Origin of the sequence: Ochrobactrum sp. BTU2, from assembly GCF_024539785.1 — a bacterium.
Lineage (GTDB): Bacteria > Pseudomonadota > Alphaproteobacteria > Rhizobiales > Rhizobiaceae > Brucella > Brucella anthropi.
In genome coordinates, this window is record NZ_JAHWRG010000005.1 from 294,784 (window position 1) to 308,382 (window position 13,599).

The following is a 13,599-nucleotide window of genomic DNA, read 5'->3' on the forward strand; positions in this document are numbered from 1 at the left end:
GCATGTCCCCCCGGCGTCCCTATTCCTGTGAGCTGTTATGCTGAAATCATCGTCCCGTCTTTCACGTCTCATTGCATCCTTAGCGCTCGGTGCGAGTGTGCTTTGTACGTCTGCGGCGATGGCGAATACGTCTTGGGTTGTGTTCGACGCCGATAGCGGGCGAATCCTTGGTCAGGACGATGCGAATGTGCAGCGCGCACCAGCTTCACTGGCCAAGATGATGACGCTCTATCTCGCCTTTGAAGGTCTCAAGACCGGCAGGCTGCATTGGGACGATGCAATGCCTGTGTCGAAAAATGCGGCTGCAAAGGTTCGCATGAAGCTCTGGCTGAAGCCGGGTGAGACGATTACCGTCCGTGACGCTATCAACGGCATGATTATTGTCTCGGCCAATGATGCGGCGACGGTCATGGGCGAATATATCGCCGGATCGGAAGCGGCTTTTGGCCGGTTGATGACGCAGCGTGCGCGCCAGATCGGCATGAAGAGCACTTTCTTCGTCAATCCGTCGGGACTGACCGCGAAGTCAACCCAGCTGACCACAGCGCGTGATATGGCCGTGCTTGGCATGTCGCTCCGCCGTGACTTTCCGGAACAATATGAGCTGTTCTCGCAGCGCTCCTTCACTTTCCGCGACCGTGTTCGCAACGGCCACAACAATCTGATGTATCGCTATCAGGGCGTCGATGGCATCAAGACCGGCTATACGGATGTATCCGGCTACAACCTCGTTTCCTCAGCCGTCATCAACGACAAGCACCTTGTCGGTGTCGTACTGGGGGCAGGATCGGCGCGGCAGCGCGACGACCAGATGGCGAAACTGCTCACCCGGTTCGGCACGGAAGGCACTGAGGCCACGGGGCAGCTCGTTGCAATGGCAAAGCCGCAGCCTGTCGCCAAACAGGCAGCTCCGGCCCAGCCGAAAGCAGACGCAGTAGCAGACCTGATCGACGATTCCCGTATCGAGCAGGGCGACGGTGGCTTCCTGATCGCCTCAGCCGCTGGAGCATCGGCCTGGACGATTCAGCTCGGCGCTCCACCGACACTTTCCGGTGCCAAGGAGCTGCTGGCCAAATATCGTCCGGCGGTCGACAAAGTCGCACCGGGCCTGAAAGCTGAAATTTCGCCTGCAGAAAAGCGCCGCAAGGTCTATCGTGCGCGTTTTTCCGGTTTCAAGGACTCTGCATCCGCCGAAAAAGCATGCTCGCAGTTGAAGCAGCAGAAGATCGACTGCCTCCCGATTCGGAACTGATTTCATTTCAATTGCACAGATGAGCGCGACCTGACGCTGTCAGTCTGTCGCGCTTTACTGGCTGGGCAAAAAAGACTAGAACCCAACCTTCATTTTCATACGCATGAACCCACCCGCAATCGTTGGCGGGACTGGATAAGGATGATCAGAATGTCGAATACCGTTTCCATGCAATTTCCCGATGGCTCTGTGCGTGAATACGATGCGTCGATGACCGGCGCGGGCCTCGCGGAATCGATTTCCAAATCTCTCGCCAAAAAAGCTGTTGCCTATGCCGTCGATGGCACCGTGCGCGATCTTTCCGATCCTCTCGGCGCTTCCGGCAAGATTGAGATTCTGACCCGCGAAGACCCGCGCGCGCTCGAACTCATTCGTCACGATACGGCGCACGTACTGGCAGAAGCCGTGCAGGAGCTTTTTCCGGGCACGCAGGTTACCATTGGCCCCGTGATCGAGAACGGCTTCTACTACGACTTTGCGCGTAATGAACCGTTCACGCCCGACGATCTTCCGGTGATCGAAAAGAAGATGCGCGAGATCATTCAGCGCAACAAGCCTTTCACCAAGGAAGTCTGGTCGCGTGAAAAAGCCAAGCAGGTTTTTGCCGACAAGGGCGAGAACTACAAGGTCGAGCTGGTGGAAGCCATTCCTGCCGGACAGGACCTCAAGATTTATTATCAGGGCGACTGGTTCGACCTCTGCCGTGGCCCGCACATGGCTTCAACCGGCCAGATCGGCAATTCCTTCAAGCTCATGAAGGTTGCCGGGGCTTACTGGCGCGGTGATTCCAACAATCCGATGCTGACCCGCATCTACGGCACGGCTTTCGCCAACGACAACGATCTTCAAGCCTATCTCCATATGCTTGAAGAAGCCGAAAAGCGCGATCATCGCCGCCTTGGCCGTGAAATGGACCTGTTCCATTTCCAGGAAGAGGGACCGGGCGTTGTGTTCTGGCACGCCAAGGGCTGGAAGATGTTCCAGAATCTGGTGAGTTATATGCGTCGCCGCCTCGACAGCCATGGCTATCAGGAAGTGAACGCGCCGCAGGTGCTCGACAAGTCGCTTTGGGAAACTTCGGGCCACTGGGGCTGGTATCGCGACAACATGTTCAAGGTAACCGTTGCCGGTGACGAAACCGATGACGATCGGGTCTTTGCGCTGAAGCCGATGAACTGTCCCGGCCATGTCATGATCTTCAAGCATGGCCTCAAGTCCTATCGCGACCTGCCGATCAAGCTTGCGGAATTCGGTAATGTGCACCGCTACGAGCCGTCAGGCGCGTTGCATGGCCTGATGCGCGTGCGCGGCTTTACGCAGGACGATGCGCACATCTTCTGCACGGAAGAGCAGATGGCTGCCGAATGCCTGCGCATCAATGACCTGATCCTGTCGGTCTACAAGGATTTCGGTTTCGAAGAGATCACCATCAAGCTGTCGACCCGTCCTGAAAAGCGCGTAGGCTCGGATGAGCTCTGGGATCGTGCCGAAAGCGTGATGATGTCGGTGCTGGAAAAGATCCAGCAGCAGTCTAACAACATCAAGACCGGCATTTTGCCGGGCGAGGGTGCGTTCTACGGTCCTAAGTTCGAATATACGCTGAAGGACGCCATCGGTCGTGAATGGCAGTGCGGCACGACGCAGGTGGACTTCAACCTGCCGGAACGCTTCGGCGCCTTCTATATCGACAAGGATTCTGAAAAGCGCCAGCCGGTGATGATCCACCGCGCGATCTGCGGCTCGATGGAACGCTTCCTCGGCATCCTGATCGAGAACTTCGCCGGTCACATGCCGTTGTGGTTTGCTCCGGTGCAGGTTGTCGTCGCCACGATCACCTCGGATGCCGACGAATATGCGGCGCAGGCTGCGGCAAAGCTGAAAGCCGCCGGACTGCAGGTCTCGACCGATCTGCGCAACGAGAAGATCAACTACAAGGTTCGTGAGCATTCCTTGCAGAAGGTTCCGGTGATCCTCGTCTGCGGCAAGCGCGAAGCCGAAGAAAACACGGTCAATATGCGCCGTCTCGGTTCGCGCGATCAGGAATCCATGACGCTCGATGAAGCCATCGCACGGCTGGTGGAAGAGGCGACCCCGCCCGATCTGCTCCGCCTCAAGAATGGTGGCTAACAAAAAAAAGGCCGCGCAATGCGCGGCCTTTTGCTTTTGAAGATAGTTTGAACTCAATCCATGCTGTCTTGAACAGACTCGGATTCGCCATTGGCGACGACTTCGACTTCCTCGTTCTTGCCGGATGAAACCTTGAAGTCTCGCTGGTAGATGCGGTCCTTGTTCTTGGCGACGGCAACATAATCGCCTTCGATAAGGACCATCGACGAATAAGCGCCAGCGCTTTCGCGTACCACGTCGCCGGAAGCGTTCAGAATTGACCATGACGTATCGGCAAGCGCTTCGCCGCCGCGCTCGCGCACAAGCTTCAACGTCACTTCCGCGGCCCGATGCTGAACGGTCGCTTCCGTCAGTTTTCCGGCTTCCACGCGAATATCGGCCCGAATGGTAGCATTGGCCGTGCCATAGTTGGAAACAACATGATAAGTGCCGCTGTTGAGGCGAATGATCGCGTTCGGCTTGACGTCGGGCACGATCAGCGACCGATCATTATTGTCTTCGTCCGCATAGATCGAGAAACGCAGGAGATCGTCATTAATCTTGCCGCCATCCGGCAGAATCGCACTGAGCTTCATCCCGCCTGCATCGAGCATCATCACTTCATGACGGGTCGCGTTGCCCACCGTGATCCGCTTGGTAGCACCGGCGCGCCCATAGGCGACATGCACCAGATAGCTGCCCTCGGGCAGATTGAAAACAGCGCTGCCGCCCTTTGCACTTGCGATCAACGGCAGTTGACCATCCGCTCCGACATCCGGCGAGAACACGCGCCATACAAGCCCCGCCGGAATGTCACCGCCACCTTCACTCAACCGCGCCTTGAGATCGAGTTCACGCGTCTGGACGAGCGGATTGTTCTCCGGGCTGGATGGGGCGGCATAAGTGTTCAGTGTCGGAAGATCGAGCGCTGGCTGCGGCAAGTCTGGCAGGCCAGTCGTGGTGGTCTGCAACTGTGGAATATTTGTCTGCGGATCTAGGCTCTGAGCCAACGATGGCATTGCACTGACGGCAAACGCGAACGCCGTAAAAAACGATCCTCCGCGCAGGGCAATTTTTCTCTTTGGGTAAAACAGGTTCAAGCGATCCGACATGTTGTATTTTTGAGCCCATGCGGGTGGCGAATTCAAGGCCAAATCGCTTCCGGCACCCGCATTTTTCCAACTTCTGTTGATTAATCGTTTCCGGAATTTTGACTTTACAGTGCGGATGCAAAGGGCGAGAAGAAGCAGCCCCGAATAAGTGGAGCAATATAAGCAGCATTTTAGTGACGAGGTTATCCGTGGCCCATCCGATCTTCGATTTTCTGGCACAGCGCAGTTCCACCCCGATTTCGGCAATTTCCGGACCAGCACCCGAGGGCGAGGAACTGGCAGCATTGCTGAAAGTTGCCGCACGCGTGCCTGACCACGGACGCCTGACACCCTGGCGTTTCATCCTTTACCGTGGCGATGCACGTCTCAAGGTCGGCGAGTATCTGGCCCAACGTGCCGAAGAAATTGAAGGTCCGATGCCGGAAGGACGCAAGGAAAAAGAGCTTACGCGTTTCTCGCGTGCGCCCCTTGTTGTCGGCGTGGTGTCGTCGCCTGTCGCGCATGAGCGCATTCCGGAATGGGAGCAATTCCTTTCGGCTGGCGCTGTCGCAATGAACCTTTGCACGGCTGCGAACGCGCTTGGTTATGCCAGCAACTGGATTACAAACTGGTATTCGGACGACGCTTCCGCCCGCGCTTTTCTGGGACTGGCACCCAATGAACGTGTTGCCGGGTTTGTTCATATCGGAACGGCGGCAAACAAGATGCCGGAACGCCCGAGAGCCGACATGGACAAGATCGTTACCGAATATTCCGGCCCATGGACGCAAGCTTAGAACTGACTTCAACAAGACTTTCTAATCAGCGGATAAACATATGTTTTATGAACCGAGGGAAGGGCACCCGCTGCCCCATAATCCGTTCAAGGCAATCGTTGCACCACGCCCCATAGGCTGGATCGGAACGAAATCGAAGGGGGGCGCTGTCAACCTCGCGCCTTACTCCTTCTTCAACGCGATCTGCGACACGCCGCCTATGGTCATGTTCTCATCGAGTGGTGTGAAGGACAGCGTTTCATTCATCGAAGAAACCGGCGAGTTCACCGCAAATCTGGTGAGCGATCATTTGAGAACCCAGATGAATGCATCATCTGTCGACGCGCCTCGCGGTATCAGCGAGTTCGAATATGCCGGACTGACCCAGACGTCGAGCAGGCTTATCGCAGCCCCGCGCGTCAAGGAGGCCTATGCAGCGCTTGAATGTGTCGCGGTGGAAATCAAACGATTGCAGGACAAAGAGGGCAGGCCGACCGACAATTACATGGTGATCGGCGAGGTTGTCGGCGTGCATATCGATGAACAGGTCCTGACCAACGGTCTCATTGATATCGCGAAAGCCAGACCTGTCAGCAGGCTTGGCTATATGGATTTTGCCACGACGGAAAGCGTCTACCAGATGTTCCGTCCAAAATGGGAAGATGAGAAATAGACCGATTGCACATTCCAGCAAAAGTGTGAAACGGTTTTGCGTCCGGAAATGCGTAAAAACAAATAGTTAGAGGCCTTTTTTCTTGGCTTCGCCCCAGATTGCTTCCATTTCATCGAGAGTAGCGGCGTCAAGGTTGCTTCCGGTTTCACCGAGCGTTTTTTCGATGAAATGGAACCGCCGCTTGAACTTCTCATTGGCTGCGACGAGCGCGGTTTCCGCATCGATCTCAAGATGGCGGCCCAAATTGACCATGGCAAACAGCAGGTCACCATATTCCTCTTCGATATCCGCGCGCTCCTTCGCCGCCATAGCTTCCTTCAGCTCTGCGGTTTCCTCGGCGATCTTGTCGAGGATCGGTGCTGCCTCAGACCAGTCGAAGCCGACTTTCGCGGCTTTCTGCTGGAGTTTCAAAGCACGAAGCAGGGCAGGGAAGGCGTGTGGAATATCGTCCAAAAAGCCGCTCTTCTCGGCCGTTTCAAGTCCGAGTTTCTCACGCCGTTCGGCCCGCTCGGCTTTTTCCTCAGCCTTGATGCGATTCCATGAGCCCTTGGCCATGCCTGCATTTCTGGCTTCAGCGTCACCGAAAACATGCGGATGTCGCCTGATCATCTTGTGCGTGATAGCTTCGACAACATCGCCAAATGCAAAGCTGCCCTGTTCTTCGGCCATGCGCGAATGGAACACCACTTGCAACAACAAATCGCCAAGTTCTTCGCGCAGATCGTCCATATCATTGCGCTCTATGGCATCGAGGACTTCATAAGTTTCCTCAAGCGTGTAGGGCATGATGGATTCGAAACTCTGCTCCACATCCCACGGACAGCCGGTTTCAGGATCACGGAGCGCTGCCATGATTTCCAGAAGGCGATCGATATTGCGGGATGGTTTCATCATCGCTCCGTCAAACTTGGCTGATCTATTGCAACCATTCAAGAGAATCGCACCGGATGGCTTGAAGTCTGTTACTGATTTTGCATAGTCAGCCGGGGATCGCACATCGGGGCGGCATGTTCAACAAGCGGATACATAAACGATGACAATTCTTGTGACTGGCGGCGCTGGTTATATCGGCTCGCACACCTGTGTTCAGCTCATCGAGGCAGGCCACGATGTCGTTGTGGTCGACAATTTTGACAACAGCCACCCGGAAGCCCTGCATCGCATCGAAAAGATTACCGGGCGCACGCCGCGCCGGGAAGCAGGTGATATTCGAGATCGCGCTTTTTTGGAACAAGTGATCCGGCATCACAAATGCACTGCCGTCATTCACTTTGCCGGTCTGAAGGCCGTCGGTGAATCGAGCGAAAAGCCGATGCTCTATTATGATTGCAATGTGGTGGGCACGCTCCGCCTGTTGCAGGCCATGGAAGCAACCGGCGTCAAGACACTGGTTTTCAGCTCATCAGCCACGGTCTATGGCGATCCGCAGAAATTGCCAATCACGGAAGACCAGCCGCTATCAGCAACGAATCCCTATGGTCGGACCAAGCTCGTCATCGAAGACATGCTTCGCGATATTTATAACGGCGACAACAGCTGGAAGATCGCCATCCTGCGTTATTTCAACCCGGTTGGCGCACATGAGAGCGGCCTGATCGGCGAAGATCCAAAGGGCATTCCGAATAATCTGATGCCGATCATCGCGCAGGTCGCGACCGGTCGTCGCGAAAAACTGAATGTCTGGGGCAATGATTATTCAACGCCCGATGGCACCGGCGTTCGCGACTACATTCACGTAGTGGATCTGGCCGCCGGCCACTTGAAGGCACTCAAGAAGCTGGATGAGCCGCAGTGTTTCGAGGTGAATCTCGGCACGGGGCAGGGCTATAGCGTTCTGGACGTCGTGAAGGCCTTCGAGCATGTTTCGAACCGCGAGATCAAATACGAGATTGCACCACGTCGTCCAGGCGACGTTGCTGAATGTTACGCTGATCCAACCTTTGCCCGCGATTTCCTCGGCTGGTCCGCAGAGAAGAACCTCCGCGAAATGTGCCAGGATATGTGGCACTGGCAGTCGAAGAACCCCAACGGTTACGAATGAATCAGCTTGGATTTTAAATTGGAAGCCACATCTCAAAAGTGTGAGCTATCGCGCCATATCGGGAGGATTGAAACTCCTCCCGAGAGGTTTATGAACGAATGTGAATTTTGAATGAAGCGGGCGTCGCGCTCCGCGATGCCTGCAAGATTGGACGATATGATGCGCTTCCTGCCTGACAAATTCACCAGCATGCTGATCGTGACCATTCTGCTTGCGTCCGTGCTCCCCGTGCACGGTGATTTTGCAGACTGGTTTGCGCTGGCGACGAAATTTGCTGTCGGGCTTCTGTTCTTTCTGCATGGTGCGAGGCTCTCGCGTGAGGCCGTCGTTGCAGGCATAACGCACTGGAGGCTGCATCTGGCAGTCCTGTCATCGACGTTCATCCTGTTTCCGATCCTCGGTCTGGCGGCAGGCTGGACCATTCCCGGCTTGTCGCAATCAGCCTTCTACACAGGTATCCTCTTTCTTTGCGTTCTGCCTTCAACGGTCCAGTCGTCCATAGCCTTCACCTCAATTGCGGGCGGCAATGTTTCAGCGGCAATCGTATCAGCATCTGCGTCGAACATTTTCGGCATGTTTCTCACGCCCTTGCTGGTCGGCTTGTTGTTCGCAGTCAAAGGCGGTGGTGGAATATCGGTCGATGCGCTCGAATCCATTCTGTTGCAGTTGCTCGCACCCTTCGTGCTCGGACAAATTCTGCAGCCATGGATCGGCAGTTTCATGCGGCGGCACAGCAAAGCACTCGGCTTTGTTGACCGAGGCTCGATCCTGATGGTCGTTTATCTGGCTTTCAGCGAGGCTGTGGTTGAAGGTCTTTGGCGTACCGTTTCGTGGCACGATCTCGGCATGATGGTGGGCGTCAACATCGTTCTGCTGGTCGTTGTGCTGCTGGCCACCTGGTACGGCAGCAAGTTGCTCGGTTTCAATCGTCCCGACCGCATCACGATCATGTTCTGCGGATCAAAGAAGAGCCTCGCCAGCGGAGCTCCAATGGCAAGTGCGATTTTCGCCGGTGCGAATGTCGGCAGCATCGTTCTGCCCTTGATGCTCTTTCACCAGATCCAGCTTATGGCCTGTGCTGTGATTGCACGAAAGCTGGCGGATCATAAAGGACAAGACGAGCGCGTCACAGCAGCTGCCGAGTAGGGAACCATCTGATTGCAGCGACCCCGCTTGCGAGATTTTCCAGATAAGCGTAGGAAGCGGGAAGGGATACTCTTGCTCTACGCGCTCGAATGTCCACCAAAGTAAGAAATTGCCGATTTTACAAACACTTACATACCGCATCTAACAGATGCCAAGAACAGAAGAAGGGCCGATCTTTATGGCTGAGAATGACAACCCAGCTTTTGATCAGGAAGCGCTTGCAGAAGCCTATGAGCGGGCGCTTGCACTGGAAAAAGCTGGCGATTTCGATGCCGCTGCTAAGGCCTATGAAGATGTGCTGCGGATCGATCCTGATGACCATGGCGGCGCAGCCGTGCGGCTTGCAAGCATGGGACGCGGCGCGGTACCTCTAAAGGCTCCGGATGCCTATGTATCGACACTCTTCGATCAACATGCCGAAATGTTCGACACGATCCTTGTTGACCAGCTCGGTTATGACGTTCCGCTGCAGCTGCGGGAAATGCTCCTCGACATGAACGACGAGTTTTTCGCTGAACGCATGCTCGATCTGGGCTGCGGCACTGGCTTGTCAGCTGATGCGCTCGATGACATGGCCGGACATAAGACCGGCGTCGATATCTCGGAGAACATGATCGAAGTCGCTTACGAGAAAGGCGACTATCAGGTGCTATTCGTCGGCGAAGCCGTTCGCTTTCTCGAAACCACGAGCGAACAGGATTGGGATCTGATCGTCGCTACCGATGTTTTGCCATATATGGGCGAACTCGACAAATTCTTCACGGGCGTTGCCTCGCATCTGTCATCAGGCGGACATTTCGGCTTCTCCAGCGAGACGCTGGACGATACAAGGCTTGCCGGGCGTGCATTCATGGTCGGAGACTATCAGCGCTTTGCACACGCACAAACCTATGTGCGTGCAATGCTCGACAACCACGGAATGGATTGTGTGCGTTGCGAAGATATCGTCGTGCGCAGCGAACAAGGAGCGCCAGTTCCAGGCCATCTCTATATAGCTCGGCGTCGCTAGTACTCTGGGCTGATATTCAGGGTTCACATCTAAGTCTCGAAGGAGCTCAGATGTCGACAGCGCCGCAAGCGGTTGTCGCGATGTTTCAAGACAGATGGATATGGGTTGGTTCCATAACCTATCTTATGTGATCGATGTACGTCACTAAACACTAGCCGTTTGTATCCTGCCCTTCATGCCGATTGTACGCGCAGCAGCCTGCTTTGCATCGTTGATTTCAATCATTTCGAAGAATCGCGTGACGTGAGAAACACGACCAGTATCACAGCAATCTGTCTTGGCATCTAAGACCAAAGCATGCGTGTACTGTCGGTCCATATAGGCTATTACCCGGGCGGCGCCGTATTTCGCAGATGGTCGGTAGCAGCATCTTGCTTTCGAGACAGCGAGCGCCATTTCCGGCTCAGGTCCGGATGGGAAGGAAGGTCGATTTAAAGATGTTGGAAGCACGTATTCGAAACACTTCGCTTCGAGACAAGATCATTACCGCTGAACAGGCTGCGAGCCTTATCCAGGACGGTATGGTCGTCGGCATGAGTGGATTTACCCGCGCTGGCGACGCCAAGGCTGTACCCGTTGCCATGGCTGCCCGTGCTGCGACAGATCCCTTCAAGATCACGCTGATTACTGGCGCTTCCCTCGGCCACGACGTCGACAAGATTCTTACAGAAGCACACGTGCTTTCGCGGCGCATGCCGTTTCAGGTCGACAGAACCCTGCGTGCCGCGATCAATCGCGGCGAAGTGATGTTCATCGACCAGCATCTTTCCGAAACTGTAGAGCAATTGCGCTCAAACCAGATCGGTCCTATCGACTACGCCGTGGTCGAGGCTCTTGCCATCACCGAGAGCGGCGGAATCATTCCCACGACATCGATCGGCAATTCGGCAAGTTTTGCCATTCTGGCCGATAAGGTCATCGTTGAAGTGAACCTTAATCAGCCTATGGCGCTTGAAGGTCTGCACGACATCTATATTCCAACGAAGCGCCCTTCCCGCGACCCTATACCGGTCACGGCGTGCGACAGCCGCGTCGGCCTGCCCTATATCCCGATCCCACCGGAAAAGATCGCAGGCATCGTCATCACGCAGGAAAATGACAGCGCCTCGACCGTGGAACCGGCCGACGGTGAAACAATAGCCATTGCGGGCCATCTGATTGAATTTCTGATGCAGGAAGTCGCTGCCGGACGTCTTGATCTGACGCTCAATCCGCTTCAGGCTGGCATCGGCACCATTGCAAATGCCGTATTGAACGGTTTTGCCGATAGCCCGTTCCACAATCTGCGCATGTATAGCGAAGTGCTGCAGGACAGCACCTTCGACCTGTTCGATGCCGGAAAGCTCGACTTTGCATCAGGATCATCGATCACGCTCAGCCCCGCCTGTGGAGAGCGTGTCTTCAACAATATCGACCGTTACCGCGACAAGCTTATTCTGCGCCCGCAGGAAATCAGCAACCACCCGGAAGTCATCCGTCGTCTCGGCATTATCGGTATCAATACCGCGCTCGAATTCGACATTTATGGCAATGTGAATTCCACGCATGTCGACGGCACACATATGATGAACGGGATTGGCGGTTCAGGCGACTTTGCCCGTAACGCCTTCATCTCGATCTTCGTGACCAAATCCGAAGCCAAGAACGGCGCGATATCGTCCGTCGTTCCGATGGTCACGCATGTCGACCACACCGAGCACGACGTGGACATTCTGGTAACGGAACAGGGCCTTGCCGATCTGCGCGGCCTCGCCCCTCGTGAGCGGGCCCGTGTCATCATCGACAACTGTGCGCACCCGGATTATCGCCCACAACTCAACGATTATTTCGACCGCGCTTGCGCACGTGGCGGGCATACACCTCATCTAATTGAAGAGGCTTTCAGCTGGCATCAGCGCCGCCGCGAGACGGGCAGCATGCGTAGCTGAGTATCTGAAAAATCTTGCACTGTTCGGTGCCAGCTTGATTTAAGTTATTGCTTACAAAGCGGAACCTTCTTTTCCTTGGAACGTTAACCGGCACATCGTTTTTGGATTGGAGACGATGTGCCGCTAGCAAGAGCCCTGCTCTTTCTTTCGGTTTGAACGGGCTCAATCGGCGGCGTCGAGGAACGGTCGTCGGTTAGGCAACGCAACCCCAAGTTCCGGGAAGGATCAGACCGCCTATGTCCATCCTCATCAGCCTTCTGATAACAATTCTTGTTATCTTCCTCGTACTTTATCTCATCAACATGCTGCCTCTGGATGCCAAGGTCAAACAGATCGCTCAAGTTATCGTGATCATTATTGGCATCATTTCGCTTCTGAAATATTTGGCGGTCTTCTGATTCAAGCCATCAGCAGTCATAATGCCGGCGAAATCCCGGCCAAAATCCCGGAGTGTCAGGCCGCTCCGGGATTCGTTACAATGCCTTACCCAGTGTATTTCCTGACTTATATTAGCCACTTACGATTTATGTCTCGTTGAGACGGTTCTTTTAAACATAGTTGTGCTTAATTACATTTCCTCGTAACATATATTCGCTATGCTACCTGTGATTGTGTCAATAATGGCACTCATAGACAAAAAATTGCAAGAAGCGCATGGTGGTATCTTTCCCCTCTCCGGCGTTCCTTTTATAAGGCCCACAAAATAAATGCCCGTTCTTAATAGGGATCAGGCGCGGGTCGTAGATCATCCTCACTCAGGGTTGGGAGCGCGAGGAAATGAAGAAGACTGCTCTACTAAAAGCAGCCTTGATAACGTTGTCTGTCGTGTTGTTCTCTCTCGGGGCAACCTCGATAGTGGCGTTTACTTCTGGCGTCACGCCTGGCATCGTCGCGCTTGGCCTCAGCGCGGGCATTCCCGCAGCCACGGCCTTCCCTTCCCTTGCCTATATTTTTCATCAACATAGCAAGTTGCAAGACGCATATCTCCAGCTTGAAAAAGCGCATGTCGAACTGCAGGCACGGTCACGGATTGACCACATGACTGGTCTTCTCAATCGTGAAGCGTTGTTCGAAGCCATGAAGATTAGCCGCTCCCGCATCGAAACCGGCACCTTGCTCGTTATCGATGCCGACCATTTCAAGGCGATCAACGATACGTTTGGCCACGGCGTCGGCGACCGCGCATTGAAGCTGATCGCATTCGCGCTTCAGAATGTGACGCGAAAAGGCGATCTCGTCGGCCGTATCGGTGGGGAAGAATTCTGCGTTTTTCTGCCGGGCGCCAGTGGAGAGACCGGTATGCGGGTTGCACAGCGCATACGCGCAGAAGTAGAAAATACGCCGTTTCACACAACGGAGTATCAGGTCTATCCGTTGACGATCAGTATCGGTGTTGCCTCTGCGCCGAAAAATGAGACGAACTCGCAGGTACTCAGCCGCGCTGATCGCTGCCTCTATATTGCGAAGCAGCGCGGACGCAATTGCGTGGTTTTCGACGAAGAAAGTGGGCGCCTTGCCAGCGCATCTGTCGTTTCTATCGTAAGTGCTCGGGAAGTGGCGCGCGGATAGCGCCGCGC

12 protein-coding genes are annotated in these 13,599 nt (G+C 54.9%); 10 read left to right on the plus strand and 2 right to left on the minus strand.

Annotated features, from left to right (window positions below):
• Window positions 1-37: 37 nt before the first annotated feature.
• Both KWJ32_RS17265 and thrS read left to right on the plus strand, forming a co-directional pair.
• Complete coding sequence (locus KWJ32_RS17265) at window positions 38-1,252, plus strand: D-alanyl-D-alanine carboxypeptidase (RefSeq protein WP_012092050.1); 1,215 nt, start codon at window positions 38-40, stop codon at window positions 1,250-1,252.
• A gap of 150 nt (window positions 1,253-1,402) precedes the next feature.
• Window positions 1,403-3,379, plus strand: coding sequence for a threonine--tRNA ligase (thrS, locus tag KWJ32_RS17270; RefSeq protein WP_029924832.1), 1,977 nt, complete (start codon window positions 1,403-1,405; stop codon window positions 3,377-3,379).
• Between the two features lie 53 nt (window positions 3,380-3,432).
• Here thrS and KWJ32_RS17275 read toward each other — a convergent pair whose 3' ends face one another.
• The gene (locus tag KWJ32_RS17275; protein ID WP_010660099.1) at window positions 3,433-4,470 is read right to left on the minus strand and encodes a hypothetical protein; all 1,038 of its coding nucleotides are present in this window, start codon (window positions 4,468-4,470) and stop codon (window positions 3,433-3,435) included.
• Between the two features lie 188 nt (window positions 4,471-4,658).
• On the opposite strand from KWJ32_RS17275, the gene KWJ32_RS17280 reads away from it, so the two are divergent.
• Complete coding sequence (locus tag KWJ32_RS17280) at window positions 4,659-5,246, plus strand: nitroreductase family protein (protein ID WP_012092048.1); 588 nt, start codon at window positions 4,659-4,661, stop codon at window positions 5,244-5,246.
• Between the two features lie 40 nt (window positions 5,247-5,286).
• Window positions 5,287-5,898 (plus strand): flavin reductase family protein, encoded by a 612-nt coding sequence (locus tag KWJ32_RS17285; protein WP_012092047.1) that lies wholly within the window; start codon window positions 5,287-5,289, stop codon window positions 5,896-5,898.
• A 66-nt stretch (window positions 5,899-5,964) separates the two neighbouring features.
• Here KWJ32_RS17285 and mazG read toward each other — a convergent pair whose 3' ends face one another.
• Window positions 5,965-6,789: a nucleoside triphosphate pyrophosphohydrolase gene (gene mazG / locus KWJ32_RS17290; protein ID WP_012092046.1), complete on the minus strand. Its 825-nt coding sequence runs from the start codon at window positions 6,787-6,789 to the stop codon at window positions 5,965-5,967.
• Between the two features lie 142 nt (window positions 6,790-6,931).
• On the opposite strand from mazG, the gene galE reads away from it, so the two are divergent.
• The 6 genes from galE (at window position 6,932) to KWJ32_RS17320 (ending at window position 13,591) form a co-directional block, all read left to right on the plus strand.
• Entirely contained in the window at window positions 6,932-7,939 is a 1,008-nt protein-coding gene (galE, locus tag KWJ32_RS17295) for a UDP-glucose 4-epimerase GalE (protein ID WP_010660095.1), read from the plus strand.
• Between the two features lie 159 nt (window positions 7,940-8,098).
• A complete protein-coding gene (locus KWJ32_RS17300; RefSeq protein WP_036563726.1) occupies window positions 8,099-9,085 on the plus strand; it encodes a bile acid:sodium symporter family protein in 987 nt (328 codons plus the stop codon).
• A 178-nt stretch (window positions 9,086-9,263) separates the two neighbouring features.
• Complete coding sequence (locus tag KWJ32_RS17305) at window positions 9,264-10,094, plus strand: class I SAM-dependent methyltransferase (RefSeq protein ID WP_125334243.1); 831 nt, start codon at window positions 9,264-9,266, stop codon at window positions 10,092-10,094.
• Between the two features lie 437 nt (window positions 10,095-10,531).
• Window positions 10,532-12,022: an acetyl-CoA hydrolase/transferase family protein gene (locus KWJ32_RS17310; RefSeq protein ID WP_040129276.1), complete on the plus strand. Its 1,491-nt coding sequence runs from the start codon at window positions 10,532-10,534 to the stop codon at window positions 12,020-12,022.
• A 236-nt stretch (window positions 12,023-12,258) separates the two neighbouring features.
• Entirely contained in the window at window positions 12,259-12,420 is a 162-nt protein-coding gene (locus KWJ32_RS17315; RefSeq protein WP_010660091.1) for a Thivi_2564 family membrane protein, read from the plus strand.
• Between the two features lie 379 nt (window positions 12,421-12,799).
• On the plus strand, window positions 12,800-13,591 hold the full coding sequence (locus KWJ32_RS17320) for a GGDEF domain-containing protein (RefSeq protein WP_012092042.1): 792 nt from the start codon (window positions 12,800-12,802) through the stop codon (window positions 13,589-13,591).
• The last annotated feature ends 8 nt before the right edge of the window (window positions 13,592-13,599 follow it).

Coding starts and splice junctions, on each gene's coding strand:
- KWJ32_RS17300 (WP_036563726.1), top strand. CDS start 8,099: ATGCGCTTCCTGCCTGACAAATTCACCAGCATGCTGATCGTGACCATT.
- KWJ32_RS17265 (WP_012092050.1), top strand. CDS start 38: ATGCTGAAATCATCGTCCCGTCTTTCACGTCTCATTGCATCCTTAGCG.
- KWJ32_RS17305 (WP_125334243.1), top strand. CDS start 9,264: ATGGCTGAGAATGACAACCCAGCTTTTGATCAGGAAGCGCTTGCAGAA.
- KWJ32_RS17320 (WP_012092042.1), top strand. CDS start 12,800: ATGAAGAAGACTGCTCTACTAAAAGCAGCCTTGATAACGTTGTCTGTC.
- KWJ32_RS17310 (WP_040129276.1), top strand. CDS start 10,532: ATGTTGGAAGCACGTATTCGAAACACTTCGCTTCGAGACAAGATCATT.
- thrS (WP_029924832.1), top strand. CDS start 1,403: ATGTCGAATACCGTTTCCATGCAATTTCCCGATGGCTCTGTGCGTGAA.
- galE (WP_010660095.1), top strand. CDS start 6,932: ATGACAATTCTTGTGACTGGCGGCGCTGGTTATATCGGCTCGCACACC.
- KWJ32_RS17285 (WP_012092047.1), top strand. CDS start 5,287: ATGTTTTATGAACCGAGGGAAGGGCACCCGCTGCCCCATAATCCGTTC.
- mazG (WP_012092046.1), bottom strand. CDS start 6,789: ATGAAACCATCCCGCAATATCGATCGCCTTCTGGAAATCATGGCAGCG.
- KWJ32_RS17315 (WP_010660091.1), top strand. CDS start 12,259: ATGTCCATCCTCATCAGCCTTCTGATAACAATTCTTGTTATCTTCCTC.
- KWJ32_RS17275 (WP_010660099.1), bottom strand. CDS start 4,470: ATGTCGGATCGCTTGAACCTGTTTTACCCAAAGAGAAAAATTGCCCTG.